This is a genomic window from Candidatus Endomicrobiellum agilis (assembly GCF_020328115.1).
GTDB classification, from domain to species: domain Bacteria; phylum Elusimicrobiota; class Endomicrobiia; order Endomicrobiales; family Endomicrobiaceae; genus Endomicrobiellum; species Endomicrobiellum agilis.
On the sequence record NZ_JAIXMW010000006.1, the window covers coordinates 136,387 to 159,282 of the forward strand.

24 protein-coding genes and 1 tRNA gene are annotated in these 22,896 nt (G+C 38.4%); 11 read left to right on the forward strand and 14 right to left on the reverse strand.

Annotation, left to right across the window (positions count from 1 at the left end; all coding sequences use genetic code 11):
* Positions 1-532 precede the first annotated feature (532 nt).
* From LE179_RS04905 to LE179_RS04945, 9 genes are all read left to right on the forward strand, one after another.
* A complete protein-coding gene (locus LE179_RS04905) occupies positions 533-1,984 on the forward strand; it encodes a monomeric [FeFe] hydrogenase (RefSeq protein ID WP_374129256.1) in 1,452 nt (483 codons plus the stop codon).
* Positions 1,985-2,079: 95 nt separating this feature from the next.
* Entirely contained in the window at positions 2,080-3,060 is a 981-nt protein-coding gene (locus LE179_RS04910) for an NAD-dependent epimerase/dehydratase family protein (protein ID WP_374129257.1), read from the forward strand.
* Between the two features lie 176 nt (positions 3,061-3,236).
* Entirely contained in the window at positions 3,237-3,581 is a 345-nt protein-coding gene (locus LE179_RS04915) for a hypothetical protein (RefSeq protein ID WP_374129258.1), read from the forward strand.
* A gap of 346 nt (positions 3,582-3,927) precedes the next feature.
* Positions 3,928-5,040, forward strand: a complete 1,113-nt coding sequence (locus tag LE179_RS04920; protein WP_374129259.1) for a hypothetical protein — start codon at positions 3,928-3,930, stop codon at positions 5,038-5,040.
* Positions 5,041-5,322: 282 nt separating this feature from the next.
* On the forward strand, positions 5,323-5,496 hold the full coding sequence (locus tag LE179_RS04925; protein ID WP_374129260.1) for a hypothetical protein: 174 nt from the start codon (positions 5,323-5,325) through the stop codon (positions 5,494-5,496).
* A gap of 65 nt (positions 5,497-5,561) precedes the next feature.
* Positions 5,562-9,023 (forward strand): chromosome segregation protein SMC, encoded by a 3,462-nt coding sequence (gene smc / locus LE179_RS04930; RefSeq protein ID WP_374129261.1) that lies wholly within the window; start codon positions 5,562-5,564, stop codon positions 9,021-9,023.
* Between the two features lie 207 nt (positions 9,024-9,230).
* Positions 9,231-10,367 carry a DUF362 domain-containing protein gene (locus tag LE179_RS04935; protein ID WP_374129262.1) on the forward strand — a complete coding sequence of 379 codons (1,137 nt, stop codon included), beginning with the start codon at positions 9,231-9,233 and terminating at the stop codon, positions 10,365-10,367.
* Positions 10,368-10,724: 357 nt separating this feature from the next.
* Positions 10,725-10,913: a hypothetical protein gene (locus tag LE179_RS04940; protein WP_374129263.1), complete on the forward strand. Its 189-nt coding sequence runs from the start codon at positions 10,725-10,727 to the stop codon at positions 10,911-10,913.
* Positions 10,914-11,378: 465 nt separating this feature from the next.
* A tRNA-Met gene (locus LE179_RS04945) sits at positions 11,379-11,452 on the forward strand.
* A gap of 963 nt (positions 11,453-12,415) precedes the next feature.
* Here LE179_RS04945 and LE179_RS04950 read toward each other — a convergent pair.
* The 7 genes from LE179_RS04950 to LE179_RS04980 form a co-directional block, all read right to left on the reverse strand.
* Positions 12,416-12,847 (reverse strand): hypothetical protein, encoded by a 432-nt coding sequence (locus LE179_RS04950; RefSeq protein ID WP_374129264.1) that lies wholly within the window; start codon positions 12,845-12,847, stop codon positions 12,416-12,418.
* A 124-nt stretch (positions 12,848-12,971) separates the two neighbouring features.
* Complete coding sequence (locus LE179_RS04955; protein WP_374129265.1) at positions 12,972-13,118, reverse strand: hypothetical protein; 147 nt, start codon at positions 13,116-13,118, stop codon at positions 12,972-12,974.
* Positions 13,119-13,331 carry a hypothetical protein gene (locus LE179_RS04960; RefSeq protein ID WP_374129266.1) on the reverse strand — a complete coding sequence of 71 codons (213 nt, stop codon included), beginning with the start codon at positions 13,329-13,331 and terminating at the stop codon, positions 13,119-13,121. It abuts the gene before it with no gap.
* Positions 13,332-13,727: 396 nt separating this feature from the next.
* A complete protein-coding gene (locus tag LE179_RS04965) occupies positions 13,728-13,946 on the reverse strand; it encodes a hypothetical protein (protein ID WP_374129267.1) in 219 nt (72 codons plus the stop codon).
* Between the two features lie 190 nt (positions 13,947-14,136).
* Positions 14,137-14,322 carry a hypothetical protein gene (locus LE179_RS04970; protein WP_374129268.1) on the reverse strand — a complete coding sequence of 62 codons (186 nt, stop codon included), beginning with the start codon at positions 14,320-14,322 and terminating at the stop codon, positions 14,137-14,139.
* 9 nt (positions 14,323-14,331) lie between these two features.
* Positions 14,332-14,946, reverse strand: a complete 615-nt coding sequence (locus LE179_RS04975) for a hypothetical protein (RefSeq protein WP_374129269.1) — start codon at positions 14,944-14,946, stop codon at positions 14,332-14,334.
* Positions 14,947-15,449: 503 nt separating this feature from the next.
* Complete coding sequence (locus tag LE179_RS04980) at positions 15,450-15,965, reverse strand: hypothetical protein (protein WP_374129270.1); 516 nt, start codon at positions 15,963-15,965, stop codon at positions 15,450-15,452.
* A gap of 437 nt (positions 15,966-16,402) precedes the next feature.
* On the opposite strand from LE179_RS04980, the gene LE179_RS04985 reads away from it, so the two are divergent.
* Positions 16,403-16,717, forward strand: coding sequence for a hypothetical protein (locus tag LE179_RS04985; protein ID WP_374129271.1), 315 nt, complete (start codon positions 16,403-16,405; stop codon positions 16,715-16,717).
* 928 nt (positions 16,718-17,645) lie between these two features.
* Here the strand turns inward: LE179_RS04985 and LE179_RS04990 are convergent.
* A complete protein-coding gene (locus tag LE179_RS04990) occupies positions 17,646-17,999 on the reverse strand; it encodes a hypothetical protein (RefSeq protein WP_374129272.1) in 354 nt (117 codons plus the stop codon).
* A gap of 75 nt (positions 18,000-18,074) precedes the next feature.
* Entirely contained in the window at positions 18,075-18,476 is a 402-nt protein-coding gene (locus LE179_RS04995) for a hypothetical protein (protein ID WP_374129273.1), read from the reverse strand.
* A gap of 560 nt (positions 18,477-19,036) precedes the next feature.
* Between LE179_RS04995 and LE179_RS05000 the strand changes: the two genes are divergently transcribed.
* Positions 19,037-19,204 carry a hypothetical protein gene (locus LE179_RS05000; protein ID WP_374129274.1) on the forward strand — a complete coding sequence of 56 codons (168 nt, stop codon included), beginning with the start codon at positions 19,037-19,039 and terminating at the stop codon, positions 19,202-19,204.
* Between the two features lie 473 nt (positions 19,205-19,677).
* Here LE179_RS05000 and LE179_RS05005 read toward each other — a convergent pair whose 3' ends face one another.
* The 5 genes from LE179_RS05005 to LE179_RS05025 all read right to left on the reverse strand — a co-directional run bounded on the left by LE179_RS05005 (position 19,678) and on the right by LE179_RS05025 (position 22,694).
* Entirely contained in the window at positions 19,678-20,073 is a 396-nt protein-coding gene (locus LE179_RS05005; RefSeq protein ID WP_374129275.1) for a hypothetical protein, read from the reverse strand.
* 9 nt (positions 20,074-20,082) lie between these two features.
* Complete coding sequence (locus tag LE179_RS05010) at positions 20,083-20,685, reverse strand: hypothetical protein (RefSeq protein ID WP_374129276.1); 603 nt, start codon at positions 20,683-20,685, stop codon at positions 20,083-20,085.
* A 30-nt stretch (positions 20,686-20,715) separates the two neighbouring features.
* Positions 20,716-21,345, reverse strand: coding sequence for a hypothetical protein (locus LE179_RS05015; RefSeq protein ID WP_374129277.1), 630 nt, complete (start codon positions 21,343-21,345; stop codon positions 20,716-20,718).
* Positions 21,346-21,517: 172 nt separating this feature from the next.
* Positions 21,518-21,847 (reverse strand): hypothetical protein, encoded by a 330-nt coding sequence (locus tag LE179_RS05020; protein ID WP_374129278.1) that lies wholly within the window; start codon positions 21,845-21,847, stop codon positions 21,518-21,520.
* An 82-nt stretch (positions 21,848-21,929) separates the two neighbouring features.
* Positions 21,930-22,694, reverse strand: coding sequence for a hypothetical protein (locus LE179_RS05025; protein ID WP_374129279.1), 765 nt, complete (start codon positions 22,692-22,694; stop codon positions 21,930-21,932).
* Positions 22,695-22,896: the final 202 nt, after the last annotated feature.

Below are 22,896 nucleotides of genomic sequence, written 5' to 3' on the forward strand. Positions count from 1 at the left end.
TGCTTTTGTCTTAATGTTTTACCAATCGCTCAAGCCCTTTTCTACTCGCATTTTCTTTTGCATACTTGTGCGCAACCGCTATTTTCTACAAATTTCTGAAATTCAATATGATTTCTCTAGACTTGTTGTGTCGTGATGCAAGTCTATTGTGTATCATTTGCTGTTTGATACTTATCTCTTCTCTGCGCGTGGTTTTATCAATATTATTCAAATTTTTTTCTAAACTTCGCACCATATCTTTGCTTCAGTCTGTTTTCATTAAATAGTCCAGCAGTGTCTCTTTTACGTTCCAAGCGCTGCTATTTTATATTTACCTCTAAATTTTGAGTATTGAGTTGATTTATAGTAGTAAGGAGAGGCGAAAAAATGATAAAATGGGCTATGACAAAAGAGGGAGTATTTTCTAAATTTGGTTTAAAACTGTCGTTGAAAAAATATCCGCCGATAACGAATAAAATGTCAAATGCTCATTGGTGATTTTGCGTTAGGATAATTTTAACGAATTTCAGATTATAAAAAGAAAACTAAGAAAATGAACAACAATAATCAAGAGATACATTTAAAAAAAGAGGTTTTAGAAAGAATTATAAGAGCGTTTTTTTCGCGTGATTTTAAAGAAAACGTGCGGCTTATTCCTTTTGATATGCGACCGAAAGGCAGTAAGGTTTTATACAGGTGTTGTATTTATAAAGAACGCGCAGTCCTGAAAGACCGTGTTATAGCTGGCTTGGGCTTTGCAATAGAGGACGATGATAAAGCGATTGACCTGTCAAATTATGCGCAAGAAGCTCTTGAGCGCAAAAAACCTGAAGAAAATCCTCTTGCGGTCGTCGAAGCTGCCTGCAAAGGTTGTGTTCCCCGCAGAATTTACGTAACGGACTTATGCCAGGGCTGTGTGGCGAATCTCTGTTCTAAGTCTTGTAAATTCGGTGCGATAAGCATAATTGGCGGAAAGTCGGTAATTGATAGCAGTAAATGTAAAAATTGTAGAATGTGTATTACAGCCTGTCCGTATAATGCTATTGTAAAAATAACCGTTCCTTGCGAAGATGCATGTCCCGTCGACGCAATCAAAAAAAATGAAAATGGTACTGCGCAAATAGATTACAAAACCTGTATATATTGTGGTAAGTGTATAATGAGTTGTCCGTTTGGTGCTGTTCACGAAAAAAGTCAGATAATTGACGTTTTAAAAAATATTGTTTTCTGCAAAAGAGTTATTGCATTGCTTGCTCCATCAATTGTTGGACAGTTTACGGGGAATATTTATCAGTTAAAATCCGCAATAATAAAAGCCGGCTTTTCAGATGCGTATGAAGTTGCGCAGGGCGCGGACGCAACCACAATAAATGAAGCAAGGGAGTTCAAAGAGAGAATAAAATCCGGCGAGACTTTTATAACAACTTCCTGCTGTGCGAGTTATTATCAACTTATAAAAAAACATTTGCCCGAAGCAAAACCGTTTTTTTCAAATACTAATACGCCTCTTTACTATATTGCGAAGAAAGTTAAGAGCGAACACAAAGATGCTATAGTTGTTTTTATAAGTCCTTGTGTTTCAAAGAAAAAAGAGGCGCAGGAAAACGGCAATGTTGATTATGTAATAAACTATGAAGAGCTGATGGCGTTGTTTAACGTGAAAGATATTGAAGTTCAGGACTGTAAAGAAGAAAAATTTGATATTGAAAGTTCAAGACAGGGACGCGGTTTTGGCGTTACAGGCGGGGTCGTAAGCGCTGTGTCGAAACTTCTTGAAGGGAAAGATTTGGCAAGACCGTATGTAATTAACGGTTTGAATAAAGAAACAATCAAACAGTTGAAAAGAATTGTTAAAGATAAAAAATGCGCAGAAGGAAACCTAATCGAAGTGATGGGTTGCGAAGGAGGCTGTGTCGGCGGTAATGCAACGGTTTGCGCTTCAAAAGTTGCTGGGGAGGCTATAAAAGTTTTTTTGGAAAAGAGCGAAGATATAGTTGAAAAATGAAGATTTGCCTTAGGAATACGGCTTTAAGTAAGGTAATTTGTAGCCGATTGCCCTTACAAAGACTGGTTAGCTATATATGATTGAACGAGGAGCGGATGTTAAAAGTTTTGGTTACGGGTGCAAATGGTTTTGTAGGAAGTCATGTTGTTGAGAGGTTGCTTGAAGCGAAATGCAGCGTTGTGTGTGCCGTAAGAAAGACATCGAATTTGAGGTGGATAGAAAATCTACCTATAGAATATAGATATGGCGATTTAGGCGATAAAGAATTTTCAGAGATAAGTGTTAAAAATGTTGATGTTGTTGTTCACTGTGCGGGAGTTGTGCGCGCGTCCAGAAAAGACGAATATTTCAAGGGGAACGTTGAAAACACTAAAAATCTATGCAAGGCAGTTCTAAAATTAAATCCAGCTTTAAAAAAGTTTATATTTATTTCTTCGCAAGCCGCTATGGGACCGTCAATATCTGCAAGTGTTAAAAATTTTACGAATAAAGAAAATCCGGTTTCGGATTACGGTTTGAGCAAACTTGCAGCGGAGTCGGAGATTAAAAGAATGCTCTGTGGAAAAGTTCCATACACAGTTTTAAGACCCGCCGTTGTTTATGGTCCGAGAGACAAAGATATTTTTATATTTTTTAATTTGATATACAAACACCTCAGACCTGTGACAATTACAAAAAGATTGTTACAACTTGTCTATGTGAAAGATGTGGCCAATGCCGTGACGGCGTGTTTAAGAAACAAAAAAACTGATAATAATACTTATTACCTTGCGAATTCCGCTGCATATACATGGTCGGAAATAGGCAAAATTATATCGTCTTCTATCGGTGTGAAAACAATTCCTCTCCCTATTGCGGATTTTATTTTTAAATTTGTAGGAATAGTGGCGGAGTCTTTATCTTATATAACTAAAAAGCCTGCGGTGTTAAACAGGCAGAAAATTGCGGAAATGCTTCAGAAGTATTGGATTGCGGTCACCAAACCTGCCGAAAATGATTTAAATATTAGGTTTATTTCTCTTGAAGTTGCTTCTGAAATAACATATAATTGGTACTTGAACAATAAATTTTTCTGAAACTGTTTTTGCGAGATGAAAAATTTTAAGCGAACGCTGATATTTTCAAAAAGTGTTTTAGTTTGCGTGCTGCAAATAATCTTAAAAAAGCAGGATAATTGCTCATATTTTTAGAAAACTGAGTCGGCAGAACATAATGCAGTTTTAATTTTAAGCGGATTGATTATGCTTTAACTATGGACGATTGCTGTTTATCTTTTGCCGCAATAGCAGAAGCCGTCCGCCGCCAGATTTTAAAAGACAGTTTGAGTAGAAGGGAAGGGATTAATTATGTTGAGTCGACGGAATTTTTAAATGCGGATAGTGATATTGTAAGTTTCCGAGAAATTTCAAGACTTGCGGGGAAGTGCGAAACGGTGTTGTTTGTTGGCGAAATACGTTCTTATGCCGTGATGGGTAAAGTCGGTGAAGTAGTCGAAAAGCGTTTCGACTATGGAATAATATTGATATCTCTAAGGCTATGGCTTTTAAACTCTGGTTTGCACCGGCGGTTAAATAAAGCTGGAATTATCAACTATTAAAAATATAACGCGGGGGCTGTAATTTTTTTACGATACAAAACTTCTATATATTCTATGCTTTAAGTAAGATGAAGTTGTTTTTTTACAAGTTATACTTTTAAGCTTTGGAAATGGTTTGGTCGCTTTAAAATAAAATGCTGAGGGTATTTTTCAGCGAAAGCGTGTTTACTTTTCCCGCTGGCTCCCACAATTCCAGAAAAATAGGCGATAATAAGAACGAGCTATGGCGATTGTTCATTCCGTCGGTGACTGGTTCTATTCTTGAAAATTTAAAAAAAATTATAGAATAAATTGACGCAGCAGTTTAAATATATAAGAGGAAAATTGCTGAGTGCATAAAAATAAGATGAAAATAGTTAAAGTAGATGTTCGAAAACAGTTCAAACAGTTTGTCCGATTCCCTTGGAAAATTTATTCAAAAGACAGCCCATGGGTAGCGCCTTTAATTTCAGATGCCGCAAATATACTTTCTGAAGGTAAAAACTCTTTTTGGATGCACGCGAAAAAGCAGCTTTTTTTGGCTTATGATGATAATGGCAACGTCGTCGGCAGAATTGCGGCAATAATAGATTACAACTATATAACTTTTCAGGGCGATAAGCGAGGCTTTTTTGGTTTTTTTGAATGTCATGATGATATTGAAACGGCAAGATCTCTTTTCTCCGCGGCGGAAAATTGGCTTAAAGAGCAGAATATATACAAGATGATGGGACCTATGAATCCGTCGACGAATGATGAGTGTGGATTTTTGTCGGAGGGATTCGATATACCGCCGAGTCTTGCGATGGCTTACACTCCGAAGTATTATTTACGTCTTGCTGAACAGTGCGGTCTTAAAAAAATAAAAGAGCTTTACGCTTATGATATGGACATTACGAAAGATTCAAGAATTATCAGACTTGAGAGAGCTGTCATTTTGGCGAAAAAGAGACTTCCGACGTTAGAAATAAGAACTATGCGAAAAGATTCGTTTGAAGAGGATTTGAAGATTGCGATGTCAATATATAATCGTGCGTGGGAAAAAAACTGGGGCTTTGTACCTTGGACAAATGAAGAATTTGCTGAGCTTGCCTTAAAATTAAAAAAGTTTATAAAACCGCAAATGATAATAATAGCTACGGTAGGGGGGACGCCTGTAGGGATACTTATTTCTTTTCCTGATTACAATTATGTGTTAAAAAAACTTAACGGCAGACTTTTTCCCTTTGGAATTTTTAAATTCTTATATTACAAAAATAAAATAGACAATTTGAGACTTATGGTTATGGGCGTTATAAAAGAATATAGAAATAAAGGCATTGAAGCCATTATGTATGAAAAAGGTTTAAAAAATGCTCTTGAAATGGGCTATAAACACTGTGAACTTTCATGGATACTTGACGACAATATAATGACGCAGCGTAGTGCGGAAATGATGAAAGCCAGAATTTATAAAAGGTATTTGATATACGGTAATTAGAGTTTTTTTAAGTATGTTTGTGTGTATTGCTCCGCTGATCTTTTTAGAAAACTTCGACTGTTTTAGAAGTTGCGCGTTTATATGTCCAAACCGGATATGACCGGCAAGATTATATAAAAATATGTGATTAGAGAGCGGTTGTGTTCAAACATATCGCGCGATTTTACGGGTTTTTATCGATATCCGATGTCTCAATTTGATATATGATGTTGTCGCGTGAATTATTGAATTATTATATCCGGACAGCGTCGTTTGGAAAACGGGAATGAGGAAATGTGAAGTATGTTAAAAGAAAAAAGTTGTCTATGCAAAAATTGGGGTAAAGCGTGTTTGGTCTCTGCTGTTGCCTGTTCGGTTTTTGTTCTTATTAAGGTTTTTTGTAAAGATAAGGATTGTGATGATTATCAGAAAAAATTGAGACAGGATTATGAAGAACTTTCATCTGAAGAATATTGAGTATAAGTTCTGAAGTTTAGAAAGCGAAGAATCTGAATCGTCTGCGTCTGTGGGGAAATAATATAATGCACTTAAAGAAAGTGGAATTGTGCGGTTTTAAATCGTTTGCCGACAAGACGGTGTTAGATTTTGAACCTGGTATTTCTGGTATTGTAGGTCCTAACGGTTGCGGCAAGTCCAATATATCGGATTCTATACGCTGGTGTCTTGGGGAGCAGAAAGCGAAGTCAATGAGAAGTTCCAATATGCAGGAAGTGATATTTGGCGGTACGCAGACGAGAGCTACTACCGGAATGGCTGAAGTTTCCCTTACTTTTGACAATTCGCAGAATGTTTTGCCTATAAATTATTCTGAAGTTACTGTGACGCGGAGATTGTTCAGAAGCGGCGAGAGCGAATATTTCATAAACAAAACGCAGTGTAGGCTTAAGGATGTAAGAGATATGTTTTTAGATACCGGTATAGGACATGACGGCTATTCAATAATCGAACAGGGAAAAGTTGACTTTTTGACTACGGCAAAACCTGAAGACAGAAGAGAAATGTTTGAAGAAGCCGCCGGAATAGCAAAATATAAAGCGAGAAGAGAAGAAACTTTAAGGAAACTTGAAAAAATTGATGTTGATATGTCTCGTTTATCGGATGCTCTTATAATCCACAACCAGCAGATAACGGCTTTGGATTCGGCTGCGAAAAAAGCAAAGCAATATAAAGAATGCCGTGAAAACCTTGCAAAATACGAAACCATTTCTTTAGTGCGGCAAATAACCTGCGACATCAGCGAAATAGAAAGAATAAAGAGAGAGCTGAATCCTAAAATAGAAAAGTTTGAATCAGATAATGCTTTTATGATGCGGCTTGATGCTGAAATTCAAGAAATGCATCTTGTTTTGGACACAAAAAATGAACAGTATGTGAATATAAATAGAGATTTAAGCGAAGTAAAAACGCAGATAGGTATTGCCGACCAAGTAATACAGAATGCGGCGCAGCGCGAAACCGAAATAAAGACCGAGCAGGAAAGACTTGAACGGGAGCTTATAACGAACCGCGATAAAGTTGTTCAGATGGAAGAGCAGCTTAAAACTTTAAACGCCGGCGACGATTCTTTGTCTGTGGAAGCTGCCCGTCTTGAGGATGTTTATAGAGAGAAAGAACGGCAATATAATTTGATAAAAGCGGAACTTTTAGAATTCGAGTCAAAAGAAAATACGATTCGCTCAAAAATTTCAGAACTTAAGTCGGAAAAAGAGCGGCAGCTTAATTCAAAAACGGGACTTGCCGAAGCAAAAATACATTTAGATGCAGACGCGACTTCTTTAGAGAGAATAATAACGAGACTTGAAAATGATATCGAACCGGCGAATCTGGAGGTTGCAAATATTGAAACCGAACTTGTCGCCGCCAACGAATCGTTGCGTTCGTTCGGAGCCAAAAGAGAAGAAATAAACAAAATTGTTTCAGAAAATGAAGAGAAAATAAAAACTCTGGAAAACAGTTTATCGCAATATAAAGAAACTCTTGCTTCTGATGAGGCTCGCGTAACTACTTTAAAAGAATTTGATCAGCAGGATCCTGTGAGATCATCTATAAGAGCGGTATTAAGTTTGGGAGATATTGCAAAAGGTCCCGTGAGCAGTTTAATTGACGCCGATGACGATAAAATTGAACTTATAGCATCGGCTTTAGGCGAAAAGTTAAATTATCTTGTGTGTGAGACTTCAGAAAAAGCAGAACGAGCCGTTAAATTTTTGGAAGACAACGGTTTGAGCAGACTTTCTTTTATAGTTGCCGAAAAAATTTCCGATTCTCGTCAAACGCCCAATATAAGACTTCCTCTTGAATATACCGAACTTATAGAATATTTGAGGTATAATCCTGAAGATGAAAAAATAATCCGCTTTTTATGTTCTAATACTCTTATATCTGGAAATAAAATTTACGGAGAGGTCGTAGTTCAAGGCGGTGGAAAAATATCTTTTGAAAAACCTGTATTGATTGAAGAGCAGATAAAAAAACTTCATGAAGAGTCTGACGAGATTAAACGCAGCGTTTCTTCTATTCAATCTGAGATAGAGCGAATAAACGAATATCAAATAAATTCCCGTCTTGAAAAGGAAAGATTAGGTTTTGACATAATAAAGATAAAAACGCAGATCGAAGAAAAACACGTTCGGATTGGAGAAAAGAAAAACAGTATAAAAAATATTGCCGCTGAAATGAACAGACACAAAGAAGAAATAAATTCACAAAAAACGAAACTTGCGTCTTTTAATGAAAAAATGTCTGCTTTTGAAACAAAAATTGCTAATTATAAAGATGAAGAAAATAAACTTTACGAAGAATTGAAAGTTGTTGAGAACGATATACTTTCGGCGAGAAAAGAAGAAGAACTCGTCACCCCTCTGATGATGAACGCCAGAAGCGATTGGGATAAAAAAGTTGCCGAAGTGGAAAACAGGCAGAAAGGGCGGCAGTATGTCTTTGATAATATTGCCAACATCAGCCGGCAGGTGCGGTATGCCGAAAGTAAAATAAAAGAAAACGGTGAAAAGCTTTCAGAATTGCTTGCTTCTCAAGAAAAGGAAACAGTAAAAATACAACGGTTATACGAGCGGCAAGCGCAGAAAGAAACCGAGATGCGGATTTCTTTGACGGATAAGCGGACATTGCAGGACGCGCTGGACGCAAAGACAAACGAATGGCGTGATTTACGCGGTAAAGTTGACGGTTTAAGCGACCAGATAAACGCCGTGCAGGTTGATGTAAAGAATTTTGAGTATCAGAAAAATGATTTAAAAAAGAGACTTGCCGAAACGTATGGCAAAAACTATGAAGAGATTAAGAATGACTTTGACGGCGTTGAAGCAAACAGCGAAGAAATTGCGAAAATAAAGAGGAAAATGGAATCTTTAGGCGCTGTAAACCTTGCGGCGCAGGAAGAATATGACGTTTTGGAACAAAGATATAATTTCCTTTTGACGCAGCAACAGGATTTGTTGAAAGCTAAAGATGATTTGCACCAAGTTATAAAAAAAATCAATCAGGCTACTGTAGAAAACTTTAAAGAGACTTTTGGCGTTGTAAGGGTAAATTTTAAACAACTTTACAGAAAACTTTTTGGCGGCGGCGAAGCGGACCTGATGCTTACTGATGAAAATAATCTGCTTGAGAGTGGCGTTGATATTTATGCTCAACCTCCGGGAAAGAAACTGCGGAATGTTTCGCTTTGCTCCGGCGGCGAAAAAGCTTTAACCGCTGTTGCTCTGCTTTTCGCTTTCTTTATGGCTAAACCTTCGCCTTTTTGTATTTTAGACGAAGTTGACGCCCCGCTAGATGACGCAAACGTAGGCAGATACAATACTATGGTCAAAGAGTTTTCTGCTAAAACGCAGTTTTTGGTTGTAACGCATAATAAGCGTACTATGGAGATGATGGATATTCTTTACGGCGTAACGATGGAAGAACACGGTGTTTCAAAAATAATATCTGTAAAAATGAATAAGCAAGACGATGCAATCGCATAGCGAATCTGTTGTTTTTTATCTTAATATTTGAACGTTTGTCGTTTTCTTTATTTTTCATCGTTTGTTATTATAGAGCTAAACAAAAGAGATTTAAGGTTTTGAAATATCGGGTTTTTTCAGGAATTTGTAGGGAGAAGCTGCTTTATTCTTTTAAAATGTAATAGATGAAAGCCGATACTGTGAAAGAAATTTTATTTTGGGAATTTTATGCCGATGACGAAAATAAGTCTCATAAAATGTGACGATTACAATAAGGTAAATAATGCTGTCAAGGAAGCGGTTAATCTCCTAGGCGGCGTATCTGCTTTTATAAAGCCGTCGGAGAAAATTCTTATCAAACCCAATCTTTTAGCCCCTAAAGATCCGTCCAAAGCTGTGACAACGCATCCTGAAATTGTAAGAGCTATTATAAAACTTGTAAAAGAAGTAGGAGCCGTTCCTGTGGTTGGCGACAGTCCGGGCGGCGATGTAAGAGACATAAAAAATTTATGGAAAGTGACACAGATGGAAAAAGTTTGCAGCGAAGAAAAAGTTGAACTCATGAGTTTTGAAGCTGCAGGTTCAAAAAAATTTGATATTAACGATAAAAATATACGAAGGGTTAATTTCTCAAATGTCGCTTTGGATTGTGATGGAATAATCAGTTTGCCGAAATTAAAAACACATACGTTAATGAGTTTTTCTGCGGGTATAAAAAATCTTTATGGATTAGTTCCGGGTCTTATGAAAGTGGAATATCATAAGTATGCGTCTAAAAACAAAGATTTTGCGGATTTACTTACAAACATTTATTTGTTTTTCAAAAGTAAAATAAGATTTACTCTTGTCGACGGTATTCTTTCTATGGAAGGAAACGGTCCGAGCGCCGGCGAGGTGAGAAAAACGGATTTAATTGCCGCTTCTTGCGATGCTGCCGTTCTTGATGCGTATTTGTTAGATATGTTAGGTTACGACATATCGAACAGCGACATATTAAAAAATTTAAAGATGACAAAAAGTGTTTTCAGCACGGTTGAAATTTTAGGCGAAAAACGAGGAAGCTTTAATTTAAAGGAATTTAAGTTCCCGTCCGTGAGAAAGTTGGATTTGTTTCCAAAATTTATAATACGCATTTTTGGGAAATTCTTATGGATAAAAGCAGCCGTGAATGAAAAAATATGTATGAGATGTATGCTTTGCATCAGGTCGTGTCCCGCAGGAGCGATACGTCCTGGGATTAATCAATATCCGCATGTTGACGCGAAAAAATGCATAAGCTGTTTTTGTTGTCACGAAATGTGTCCGCATAAAGCCATTATTTTCAAGAAGAGTATATTTGCAAAGATTTTTATGAAAGACCGTTGAAAAAACGTTCGTATATATAAAGACCGAGTTGTAGAATTGTACAAAAATTGCGTATTAAAAATATCCGCGTTTGTCTTGCGTTTGTCGCGCGGAACTCTTCTCAATTTTTGAGACAAGCGATTGCACGAATATAATTTTATATTATTCTTTTCAGAAAAGGCTAGCTGGAAAATATCGTTTTATCTTTTTCCCGAAGGAAGTAAAAAGGGACTGTAATTAATATGCGTTTCATCTAGCTGTATTGAAGTTGTGGGAGGACTTTTGGCAATGGACATATATAAATTGAAGAACAAATCTTTTGAACATACAAAAAGAGAACTACAAAAGCAATGAAAGCAATAAAAAAAGCGGATAAAAATGAAGAGAATGTTTATTTTGATAGTTATATTTTCGTTGCTTTCTTTGAGTTGTGGACAAAAGCAGCGGCACGATAATTTTCAGGAGAAAGAGGAAGTAAAGAAAGAGGAAGTAAAAATTTATTCAGAAGAAGAAATTAGCCATTTGTGCAGTTTATTCCCTAAAGAGGAAGAGACTGCTATTGAGTGACCATCCGTAATCACAGTCATCGTTCTAGTGACGGCAGATATTGATTGGCTGATTAAAAGGTGTTGCCCTTATTTGTAAATATGATAAGGAGAAGATAAAGAAGAACTGAGTCTTAGAAATATAACGAGCGGGACCATAGATATAAATAATGTTAAGATGTTTTAGAAATGTTAATCTTAATTTAAGTGATAGTTATATTTTTAACGGAACAGGCTATATCCTTTCTCCCAAAGAGCTTTTTTACGCCATAGTATCTGGCCAGTAGGGAAAGAAACGCTAAAATAATCGACGCCGTATGGGTATGCGCGCAATAAAAGACTTGAAGAAGTAATTTGACAAAACGCTGAACAATGATTTTGGTTCCATCGCGGGCGAGACGCCCGTCCTAAAATGATTTGCTTGACAGACAGACGAGGATATTGATATAATTATCAAGAGAGTATGAACAAAAGAATATAAACAAGACGCGGGGTGGAGCAGTCCGGTAGCTCGTCAGGCTCATAACCTGAAGGCCGCAGGTTCAAATCCTGCCCCCGCAATTTGGTATAAAAATAAAACGTCTTTGTTTATAATTTTTCTCATTGTTCCACTTCTTTACTTTTTACGATACCTTTCTTTTTTTCGTTGTATTTTTAGTGCCTAAAGCGTCTGTTTCAATTCTGCCAACTTACTATCTCATATTATTTTTTCTTCTTCTTCTTATACTTATCAGGATTATCAAGTTTCAGTTTCTGCGAGTTTTCTATTAGTTTTTTTTTGTTCCTTGTCCAAATTGTCCATCAAAGACTTCTATTCATAATATTCTGCGTGTGCATTCTTATATCTTGCTCTACATTCTTTAATATTTGTATCCTATGGGTCGCCTGCGGGTTTATCTTTATATTGAGCAGTTTTTTCTAATAAACATTGAATAGTATGAAATTTCCCTATCAACCATTCAAGATGAGTACCGGGCTACAGACTGACGACGCAATAGTTGTTTTTCTTGTTTCTCCCGGCTTCTTGCCTCTTTTTCACGTTTTGCTTGTTTTGTGTCACTGTCACAGACGCGGGCTTGTTTTTATTAATATCTACTTTTTTGACAGATGATAACTTTCTTTCAAATTTATCTTTTAAATAATAAAGTCCAAAATTACAAACAAACAAATATATTGGGCGGCATATCAGCTCAAAGCTGTAAGCTCGGCGCTGACAAGATGATTATCGGCACCAATCGCAGAATTCTTAGCAGGCAAATTAGCTGTAGCCTCTGTCAGTTGAGGTTTGTCATTATGAAGGTTATTATCAGTAGGTAAATCAGCGGATAAATCTTTATGAACAATCTGCTCTTTTGGCTGCCAGCCAGACACCCAAAATATACACAAATATGCACATATATTTTTTTCATTCTATTTTCTTTTTACAAATCAGGCTCAGATATATAAATAAATTCAATGCGCTTTATAAGGTTTTTATAGTAAACATTGCAAATAGTTCTTTTAAGAGGTCTTACAGGCTTTTCCTTATAAATAAAATATCCATTGCGGGAAAGACCTGCAAGGCTGCTTCATACCGGCAGGATATTCATAAAATTCACAAATCCTATAACCAAGCTCGGCATATTTAGAAAGATTAATTCGGCGCTTAAAAGAACGCAGCTCACTAGCAGCGTGATAATATGTTCTGCTCCTGCCTTCATACAACCTATAACCGCTATAAGGTATAACAAGCAAAGCAACATAAGCAACAAAATTCAAAACACAATTTGCAACTGAGTTACCTGTATTGACCATAGGAAAATACCAATGCCAAGAAATCCAAGAGGAAGGCTTACCATTATCGGGCAGGTGCGGATTAGTTTCATTCTGCGAAGGCGCTGGAATTTGATGTTGATGGCAGTGGCAGTGTCGGCGTCGGCGTCGGCGTTGAAGCGTCTGCGCTTCCTTTATTATCAACGACAGTATTCACAGTGCTTCTATTATTAAGCAGCTTACCACAGCCGGACATCAGATATATACACAAACATACACATATAATTTTTTCATTCTATTTCCTAAACATTCCTATTTTTTTCCTCAATCAAATTTTCAGAGATTTCAAGAGTTTTATCTCTTTTGACGAATTGGGTTTGCAAAGATATACAAATTCAAAAAATATGCCCTCAAAGGTATTAAAAACAGGTATTTCTTTTTCATTTTTTTTATCCTTTCTGTTTTTATTATACACCTACGCTCCTCCTGCTGATTCTGAGTTCTGGTCTGTGTTCTCGGACGGGTTCTGTCGTTCGGTCGGTTGCTCATCTTCAGGAAATTCTACGACCTTCTTTCGGAGTCCTGTCTGGTAAAGGTAGTTCTTTTTTGCCTTTATCTGGTTAGATACAACTTTTGCCTGCGCTTTGCGGCTTTCCGTCTGCGTCTTTCCTATGTCGTTTTGTTCCATGATGTGAGGTTATGTCTTTTCTGTTCTGCATTGGCTTTTTGGTGTTGGAAAGGGTGCCGGCTTTGGTGTGGATGTGGGTGTAATTGAAGGCTCGGAGATTGGAATACTTACTTTGCTAACAGCGTCAAAATTCGCAGTGTTCCCGCCATTGTGAAGTCTGTCACAGCCAGACGCCAAGAATATACACAAACATGTGCATATAATTTTCTTCATTTTTTTTAGTTGACTTCAATCCTGTAGATTGAACTTATTATATTTTCGCACATCACAATTAACTCTCTCGGAGGCTCGTCAAACTTATCGCATAACCGCCTTATCAGCGACTGTGCGGAGCGGAAATGTAAATATTGCGTGTTTCTTTTAAAATATCTTCAGCGATGCTCTCGGCGTTTTCTGTCATTCTATTTCCTCTTTAAACACTCGTCTGAACCTCTCTTTTTTTTCTTTTGCGAGCGTGTAATAAAAAGCAGTCTGCATGAATGCGTTATCGTTTACAAATGTCCTATCTTCAACCTCGTAAACTTTCGCTTTATCGGGACATGAGCTGTACACTCCCTCGCCGAGATGATAATGCAGTTTATCGTTTTCATCAATACCGACTAATCTAAATTTCATTATATGTCCATGTCCCGCAGAAAATCTAAAAACCTCCAAAAACTCCATTTACTTGTTATGCGATTTGTTGTGCGGTAACCGGCTTTATTAAAGCTATGTTTATAATAGCCTTCTGCGTCATAAACATCTGTGCTATATGTTACGCAACCAGAAATAAATCCAGAAATTAAACTTACAATTATTATTCTTTTCATTTTTTCAGATTAACCTCAGTCTTGTAAACTGAACTTATTATATCTTTGCACATATCAATCAGGTCTCTGGGAGGCTCGTCAAACCTATCGCATAACCGCCTTATTAACGACTGTGCGGAAATGTAGATATTGCGTGTTTCCTTTAAAATGTCTTCACTAACGCTCTCAACGTTTTCGGGCATTATAGGCTCCTATCTATCATAATAGGACTTCGGTACTTCAATTCTGAATATCTTTCTTAACAAAGTTTTCAGAAGGTTCAGCATTAACGAATTAGGTTTATAATAGTAAGTAGGTAATACAAATCCAGAAGTTCCTTCTTTTACACTAACAGGGATTTCTTCAATAAATTTATTTGTATCAAAATCAAAAAAATGACCTTCACTAAAATAACATTCTTTACAACCTTCAGGCATATCTTTAACAGAAGGAATTTCATCTAATAAATCCTCAAGAAAAGGCTTAATATCTATATCTGCAAATCTATAAAGCGGCTTATAAACGCCATAATAACCGCCACAACATACGACAATAACGGACAGAATGACAACAACAGAATAACCGACATATTTCCCAACTGAGCTGCCTGTATCAGCACTATCAGACGGCTGAGCAGTCTTACTCGGCTCAGGTGTTGGAGCGGGAGTGTTTGAAGGTACAGAAGCGGAAGCATTTGGAGTATTTGACGGAAGCGAATGCGGTGCTTTATCTTCAACAACAGTATTCACAGGTCTTCCATGATTAAGCAGCTTATCACAGCCAGACATCAGACATATACATAAACATACAGATATAATTTTTTTCATTTTCATATTGCACCTTTTATATCTTTATCAAATATAGATATCATTCTATACACACTATCCCTATTTCTGTTTTTTCTTGCTCGTGTTTTGGAAATTTTGTTTCTACTTCTTCAGCATTTTTATCAGGTATAGGCCGCTTATAAGTATTCCATTATCTCTGTCTTTACTTGTGTATCTTTTTGCGGTTGGCAAAACGGCATTGGATAATCGCCACACGCCATTTTCGTCTTTGACCCACTTTAACGGCGGCGGCATTGGTTCGTCTGTATATTCAAGCGGTTTTTTGTACCAATTGTACCTTGCAGATATTGGCATGTACGGACGCGGTGCAGTGCAGTTAATAAAACACGGGCGTATGTAGCCAATTTCTTACACTTGGGCAATAAACTTCGGCGATGAAGATACCCCCAAAATAAAGCGAATATAACAACTATAAAAGAGAACTCTGCCGCCGTAAATAAATCCACAGTTTTTATATTGGCTCGGCTTGCATTAAAATTTAACTACAGATATACTACACATCTTTTGAGGTATCTAGTCAATGTCAGGAAATGGAGGGGCTTCAGCGGTGGCTGAGGTTCGAGAGAGATTTTACTCGAAGGCTCGTACGTATAGGCTCTCGGCTTGGATAACTTTGCCCCCGAAAAGTCTAGGCATTCCCTGCCCTCGCTTTCGCAGCTGTGCCTTCTGACTAGCTTATGGTCTCTAAGTCCTAGCTTGCGGCACTTCAGGTCAAAGCGGATTTCCTTATCTTTTGCGGTTATTGCCGCCCATGTGCCACGAGGGACCGGGCATACTTCTCCGGGCATGTCCGTATCGTCTTTCGCCCATTGAATCCACTCGCTCCGCTCGAACATAAGTGGGTCGTCGAGCTTGTCATATTTCCTGCCTGCGTAGCTGTGTCTCCTAGTTATGCGGTTTGGCGTCAGCGGAGGGTTATACAGCCCCACCATAACCTCTCTAAGTTCGTCTCTCGCCTGCACCAGCGCCTCTTCTAGTCGTTCTGACCAACACCTCATTTGGCGGTGTCTCCAAATTAAGAACTGGCTCTGGTGCTGGTGGTGGTAGCTCTGGTGGCGGTGGCGGGTTCCACCAGTACTCATTGACATACGGCCGACTGCTATATACCACGGTCGGTGTGACAGGCCTTGACAGCCACTCAGCCGTCTTATACTCATCAAATTCAGGGTCGTTCTTCGGTTCTGGTAGCCAACTATACACTCCGGGACCATTAAGGCAGAGCCAATAGTAACCATGCTTCAAGCTTGCCTTGAAATCCGCCCAATATACATCCGACCAGAAACCGAGCCGACTGATTCGGTCTCTTAGAAGCTCTTTGTTTTCTTGTACGAATCCCCAGAGAAATGCCAATGCCGCAGTGGTGATAATGACCTTTGCCCACGGGATTTTTAGCTTGGTTTCTTCCACAGGCTCGGGCAGTGCGGGCAGGTCTGTAATGTTTGGTCTTGGTGCTGATGTCGGCAAGGGAATATTTGAAGGTACAGAAACGGAAGTATTATTTAATAAGGACTGTGGTGCAGGACGTCTACCGCATCCTGAGACTAAAATTGCTATTAAAAACACAGCTATTAGCTTTTTCACACCTATCCTATCCTATCCTATCCTATCCTATCCTATCCTATCCTATCCTATCGGGACGGCAGGAATAACAAGTTTCTTTATATTATTTTCTTTAGTGGGGTTGGAACTGCCTAAATTCTTCTTTGATTATTGGACTTGGTCACTAATATCAGTCGAGCGCAATTTGTAATATTTAATTCGGCGAGATTGGCAATAATGAAAAATGCCACTCAAGAGAACAACAAAACCAGAAACTGCAGCTCCTCTTTTAAGCCATTTTTTAGTCCATTGGTGGTCAGCTTGCGACTTCTCATTTTGAGTTTCTAACACACTATTTAGAGCTTCTAACTTCCCAATTTTACTTGTTTCAGCTCTATGCAACTTCTGCTAACCCAGATTATGTTCATAACACTCATCACGCTGACGTTGGCAATCATCACACCAAATATCTCAATCAGCAAAAGTACTTTGAGTAAAGAATACCAGACAGAGCAAAATTACAATATTTCTTTTCATTCTAATAGTCTCTTCTTTGATTTCATTTTGCTCGTATGTCAGAGAGATGTGTTCTAGGATTCAGCTGACGAACATAGCTGCTAACCATGCTCTTATACTGAATTTCGCTAGTGTAATACACTTACACCAATAAGAGTTCTTATAAGACGTATCATTGGGAAACAGATAACCATATACAAAAGACGCCACCCAAAGAGCAAACCCTGTCTGCAAGTAGACAGCAACAACAAAATCTAATAGAGGAACATTGCTACCAAGATTCAAAACAAAAGCACATACACCAGCTGTTCTAATTACGCTATTAAAGAAGGCGTCCCTATCAACCCTAATATCCTCATCGGAGTCTGAATCGAGCGGACTCATACTATTGTAGTGGCTCAAATAGTGGTAGCAGCTCAGGCTCAGATAATTGAGGTATAGCAGACTTACCACAGCCAGGGACTAAAATTGCTATTAAGGACACAGCTATTAACCTTATCACTCCTGCCCTATGCGAACAGGCAGGAGTGATAACAAATTTCTTAATGAGGTTGGAACTGCTTAAATCCTTCTTTGATTATTGGGCTTGGCCACCAATAAGAGGAAAACTGTTTAGAGGTGCTTTATTTTTTACTACCGCTACTAGAAGACTTATCAGAACCCTTTTTACAACAGCAACAGCAACCACATTTACAAAATATGAAAAGAGCAATAAGAGCAACAGCTATACCGGTACCGATTTTAGTTTTTGAGTATTCAGAGGATTCAGGGATTGAGAACTGTTCCTCAGGTAATGGTAACGACGTTGGCGATGGTGTAGGCGTTGGGCTTGTCGATGGCGATGGTGATGGTGATGGTGATGGTCTCAGCTGGTTAGCATTTTTGTTATCAGCTTTGTCAGGTTGAGATTTGTTAGGCTGTTTGCCACAGCCTGAGATTAAGACTATACATAATAATAACGATACTAATTTTTTCATATCTATTCCTCCGGAAGTAATAACGAAATCTAAAATCCTTTTTATCTTTTTACACCGCGCGGGTCTCTTTTATTTCTAATCTTCGGACATCTGGGCAATTATCATTTTGAGCCTTTGTATTTCTGCAAGTTGCTTACTGCAGATTTCTTTCCATTTCGCAACGGCTTCATAATAGTGCGTGAACCAATAGCAGTACATATCCGCCGCAAAATTGTACCTACGAATAAGCCCTGCGGTAAGCAAGGCTAAAAACAAAAATGATACAGTTAAGTATCCTGAATACAAATAGATTTTTGGTTGTGCGCAAGGGCATTCTGGTGCTTTTGGGCATGTGCAGTCAGGTGCTTTTTGTAACGGCTCTGCTTGTACCGAATCAGAGACATCTGCAACAGCGTCCGACGTGGATAGTTGACGAGGCGGAGCAACACAACCCGATATAAGTAATAACGTTAAAATAGTCGATATTGCTTTTTCCACACCACACCTATCCTATCCTATCCTATCCTATGCGGACAGGCGGGAGATTATACAAAATTGCTTTTTTCTAGCCTCACGCTCGGCTGAGACCATGATAATCAATTATTAAAAAACCGAAGGTCGCCTTTTTTTCCAAAACCTGAGACCGATTTATGTCGCAACTGTATTTTAGCCAAAAAGTTGCAAAAAAGTCAAATTTTGGTTTGGTCGTACCCAAAAAAGGGAGTAAAAAAAAGCGTGTGATTTGCGGTGCCTCTAATGCAAATTAGAGGCAACACAATTCAAAAATGCATACCTTTTTTTGCCTCTTGTCAACACACGCCAGCGATGTCCTTGTTATAACTAGATAGCGTCACTCTGGGTTGTCCCATAAGCGCGCGTACGGGGCGTGTGGTTCATGGTCTTCTTCTTCTGGGTGTTCTGCGGGTATGTCAAGTAGCTCGTCTGGGTGGTGCGGGTCTTGCTGTAGTCCACTACGGACAAGCCGCTCCCAACCTCTTATGAGCATACCCAGAAGAAAGTCTCGGAATCCCTGTTCTTGTGCCACGAATTTAAAGAATGTGGCTACTACTAGAAAGACTCCCAGTCTGAGACAGCTCTCAGTGCTGAACACTCGCTTGATTATGCTCGGACTTGGTACGTCGGCTAATGACTCGTCTGTTCTCGTTGGTGGTATCGTCGGCAGTGGCGCGGGTGTTGTCTGCGGTTTTGGTGTTGGCGATACGTAGGACGTTGGTGTGGGTACTGGTATTTCTGCTTTCTTGGTGTTGGTGGAGGGCTTGGGCAGTGGCTCGACATGCTTGATTGCGTGTTTCGAACAGGACGACAGTGCTAGTACAATGACGACAGTTGCGATAATTAAGTAAGTGAGTATGCGAGAATATGACTCGGTATAAGGACTCCTTTTCATCATGCCCCCCATTAAAACGATGACTATCTTGTACCTATATATGTGGTCGTTTTTCCATTCGTTCATTTTATCCACAGAAGCCCACAGACGAAAGCAATGAAGCAAGCACCCACAAACAATATCAAGCGATTTTATAGCAATCTTCATCTATTTCAAACTTTGGTTTCAGGAATATTTTTGAGTCTTTCATTTTGCCTAGCTGCGACATATGACAGAACATACAATTCAGTGCATTAAGGTAGTCTATGCACATTTGTTGATTTTTGATGCATACTTCTCGTTCTTTGTTATCTAACATGCCTGGAATAACATGTCGCCATAAATCTTTTTGCTATGCAGAGCAACATCTGCGTACGCTCGTATCTTTGTTACGCGCTGACTTATATCATTACATTTTTTTATCAGCGTAGCCAAGTCATCGGGCGACTTGTTGTTTGTTTCGTGCAACAATTCAACCAGCGTTTCCATGTGTGCGGTAATTTCGTCGGTCTTGTCCGACACCTTTTGCATCTGTACTTCAGTTAAGCTGTAAACCTTACTTATTATGTCTTCGCACATATCAATCAGGTCTCTGGGAGGCTCTTCAAACCTATCGCATAACCGCCTTATTAACGACTGTGCGGAAATGTAGATGTTGCGTGTTTCCTTTAAAATGTCTTCAGTAACGCTCTCAACGTTTTCGGGCATTCTAGGCTCCTATTGGTTAGGTGCAGGCTCAGGCTTAGGCTTAGGCTTATAATAAAGCGGAAACCCAGGAGACAAACAAGCCTCACACAAAAAATCAGGCATTCCTTCAATCGGTAGCCTCGTTTCAAAATCAAAATAAGACCAATGACAAATTGTCTTCTTTACCTTCTTAAAAAAACGCCAAAAATAAGAAGTGGAGGAAGAATAACCATAATAACAACGTTTATAACCTTGTGACTCCAATTGCTCAGAAGTATTCACAAGAATATCCACATACTTAGCCTTAGGAACAACATTAACATCTCTAAAAATTTCAGGGCTTACACGTCTATATATCACCACACAAGTAATAACAGCAAGAGCAACAACACAAAGAACAATCTTCCCAACTGAGCTACCTGTATCAACATTACCAGACGCAGGCAGAGCAGACTTACTCGGCTCAGGAGTTGGAGCGGAAGCATTTGAAGTATCTGACGTCAGCGAATGCGTCGGAACGCCTTCGCTTCCTTTATCCTCAACAGCAGTATTCACAGGTCTTCCATGCCTAAACGGCTTACCACAGCCAGACATCAGGCATATACATAAGCATACAGATATTATTTTTTTCATTTCAATATTGCACCTTTTAAAGCATGAAAATCATGAGAGCAAATAACCGAAAGCATTAGGATAAGCAAGAAATCGGAAAAGTTCAAGAAGACACTGAATATTGCAAATACGCATAATCGTTAAAGGATTTTTTGTTACAAGTCCGTATAACGATAAACATGTATCTGCAGCTAAAGCGGCTAAACTTAATTTTGCCTTAGACAAAAAAGAGGGAATTGTAAGATACGCATGTACAGGAAAACTAAAAGCGGAAACCATCTTTAACATCATAAAAAACATACTCGCACAATGCGAAGAACACAGTCCCGAAATTAAAAGGAAAACCGCATTTGCAAAAGCGGATGACAAAGCATGCAAACAATACAAGTCAGCATTTTTTTCACTACCACAAAATTCATCTGCAGGATTTAAGTCAGACTTATCAGAAGCGGGAGCATTCGAGGACTGAGGTTTAAGAGCGGGTGACTTTGCTGGGTTAGTCGATGGTGTTGGAACGGGCAAATTTGCAGGGTCGGACGACAGAGGTGTATGTTTGACTACTCTGCTGGTATCATCAAGATTTTCAGCGTTTCCGCCGCTTTGGAGCCTGCCACAGCCAAACGACGAACATATACATATACATATACATATACATATAATTTTTTCATTTTTATATTGCACTTTTTACATCATGGCAAGATATGAAGAAAATGAGGATACGTAACAAATCGGACAAGCTCATAATTATCTCGTAAATCTTAGGGTTATGATATTTGTGATACACCTGCCACGCGTCAAAAATATCGCACAGCAGGCGCAACTGTATGTCAATAATTTCAAAATCTTTTTTTTGTCACTTTTTTGTGTACTTTGCAAGTTCCTTTTCATAGTATCTAACTTTTGGTTCTAAGGATGATACATGGTTATTTAGCTTCGTAATCTCGTCTTTTAGAGCAAATATCGTATTTTTCTGAGTAGAAATAGTATTTTCGTAACTGACAATTGTTGAGCGGTCTTTATTTTGACGTTGTTCCATTTCCAGAAAACGTTTGTTCATCTCATTAATCTGTTCTTGCTTGGATTGCATAATGTTAAGCACATTTTGATTATCACTCTGCATTTGTGCTTTAAGACTTCTTATTTCTAGGTTTAGCAGGATATTTTCTGTTTCTTTATCTTGCACCTGACTTTCCAGCATTGCGCACTTGTTCTCAAGATGAAACAGTTCTGAGTTCCTTTCGTCCAAAACTCTCTGATTGTACTTGTTAAATTGGTGTCACTACCTCTTTTTTTTTAAATGCTTCGGGGTATTTCTCCTTATATCCTGCTATAGTTATTCTTTTATGTTTTCTGTCAACCTCTGTAATTACTGTTTCGGGAACAGAAGAAATATCTGAAGCTTCTATAGTTTCTGCTTTAGGCAGTTCAAACTCCTCGTATTCGCTGTCGCTTATTTCATCACTCTCGGAATAGCTATTTTCGTCCCATCTCTTTTTTTTGTCTTTGTCCGGTTTTATCTGAAAAGAGCTTGGTTCTATTTTTGGCGGAGTTTCCTTTTTCCTTTTTCCTGTTTTTTTCGGAATGCTTTCCTTATGTTTAGATTGTAAAAATTCGTCTTTCTTTTCCTCTGCCGGTTTCTCTGGCGGCTTCTTTTTCTTTGAATCGCCAGTCTTCTCTTCAGGGGGGGCTTTTTTAAACTTGTCTTTTACGTAACCCCAAAAATCCTTAGTAAATACGTCGTACTTATATCCCACGGCACAAAGCACAATTGCAGCAACAGTAACAGCTGTAATAGCTATCCAATGCTCTTTTGCAAATTCATAGGCCGCTTTCGGAAAACTTTTTGAGGTTTCCAAAACTTCGGATACTCCTTTGCCTTCTTTTTCCGCAGTATCCAATTTCTTGTTTTCTTTGCTGGTTGCTATCTGCTGTTTTTCAACGTTTGGCATAGGTTTTGTTTGAGGCTGTTTACCGCAACCCGCCGTCAGCGATATACATATACATATACATATACATATAATCTTTTTCATTTATGCGTCCTTAAATTAATCTCTGTCATAATAACAGCGATATCATTCTTTTCATTTTTTTGTATAATTTAGTAACAAGAACATTCTTCTGCTTACAAAAATAAAGAGCATAGAGCATAGCCGCAAAGCGTACAGGGCAATTTTATCCCATAGAGTTGCCCTGTTTTTTATTATCATTTTATTTCGTTCTCCTTGTACTCAA

Excerpts from the sequence above, each read along its gene's own strand:
- LE179_RS04905 (WP_374129256.1), top strand. The coding sequence starts at position 533 with ATGAACAACAATAATCAAGAGATACATTTAAAAAAAGAGGTTTTAGAA.
- LE179_RS04910 (WP_374129257.1), top strand. The coding sequence starts at position 2,080 with ATGTTAAAAGTTTTGGTTACGGGTGCAAATGGTTTTGTAGGAAGTCAT.
- LE179_RS04915 (WP_374129258.1), top strand. The coding sequence starts at position 3,237 with ATGGACGATTGCTGTTTATCTTTTGCCGCAATAGCAGAAGCCGTCCGC.
- LE179_RS04920 (WP_374129259.1), top strand. The coding sequence starts at position 3,928 with ATGAAAATAGTTAAAGTAGATGTTCGAAAACAGTTCAAACAGTTTGTC.
- LE179_RS04925 (WP_374129260.1), top strand. The coding sequence starts at position 5,323 with ATGTTAAAAGAAAAAAGTTGTCTATGCAAAAATTGGGGTAAAGCGTGT.
- smc (WP_374129261.1), top strand. The coding sequence starts at position 5,562 with ATGCACTTAAAGAAAGTGGAATTGTGCGGTTTTAAATCGTTTGCCGAC.
- LE179_RS04935 (WP_374129262.1), top strand. The coding sequence starts at position 9,231 with ATGCCGATGACGAAAATAAGTCTCATAAAATGTGACGATTACAATAAG.
- LE179_RS04940 (WP_374129263.1), top strand. The coding sequence starts at position 10,725 with ATGAAGAGAATGTTTATTTTGATAGTTATATTTTCGTTGCTTTCTTTG.
- LE179_RS04960 (WP_374129266.1), bottom strand. The coding sequence starts at position 13,331 with ATGGAACAAAACGACATAGGAAAGACGCAGACGGAAAGCCGCAAAGCG.
- LE179_RS04965 (WP_374129267.1), bottom strand. The coding sequence starts at position 13,946 with ATGAAATTTAGATTAGTCGGTATTGATGAAAACGATAAACTGCATTAT.
- LE179_RS04970 (WP_374129268.1), bottom strand. The coding sequence starts at position 14,322 with ATGCCCGAAAACGTTGAGAGCGTTAGTGAAGACATTTTAAAGGAAACA.
- LE179_RS04975 (WP_374129269.1), bottom strand. The coding sequence starts at position 14,946 with ATGAAAAAAATTATATCTGTATGTTTATGTATATGTCTGATGTCTGGC.
- LE179_RS04980 (WP_374129270.1), bottom strand. The coding sequence starts at position 15,965 with ATGAGGTGTTGGTCAGAACGACTAGAAGAGGCGCTGGTGCAGGCGAGA.
- LE179_RS04985 (WP_374129271.1), top strand. The coding sequence starts at position 16,403 with ATGTTTGGTCTTGGTGCTGATGTCGGCAAGGGAATATTTGAAGGTACA.
- LE179_RS04990 (WP_374129272.1), bottom strand. The coding sequence starts at position 17,999 with ATGAAAAAATTAGTATCGTTATTATTATGTATAGTCTTAATCTCAGGC.
- LE179_RS05005 (WP_374129275.1), bottom strand. The coding sequence starts at position 20,073 with ATGCCCGAAAACGTTGAGAGCGTTACTGAAGACATTTTAAAGGAAACA.
- LE179_RS05010 (WP_374129276.1), bottom strand. The coding sequence starts at position 20,685 with ATGAAAAAAATAATATCTGTATGCTTATGTATATGCCTGATGTCTGGC.
- LE179_RS05025 (WP_374129279.1), bottom strand. The coding sequence starts at position 22,694 with ATGAAAAAGATTATATGTATATGTATATGTATATGTATATCGCTGACG.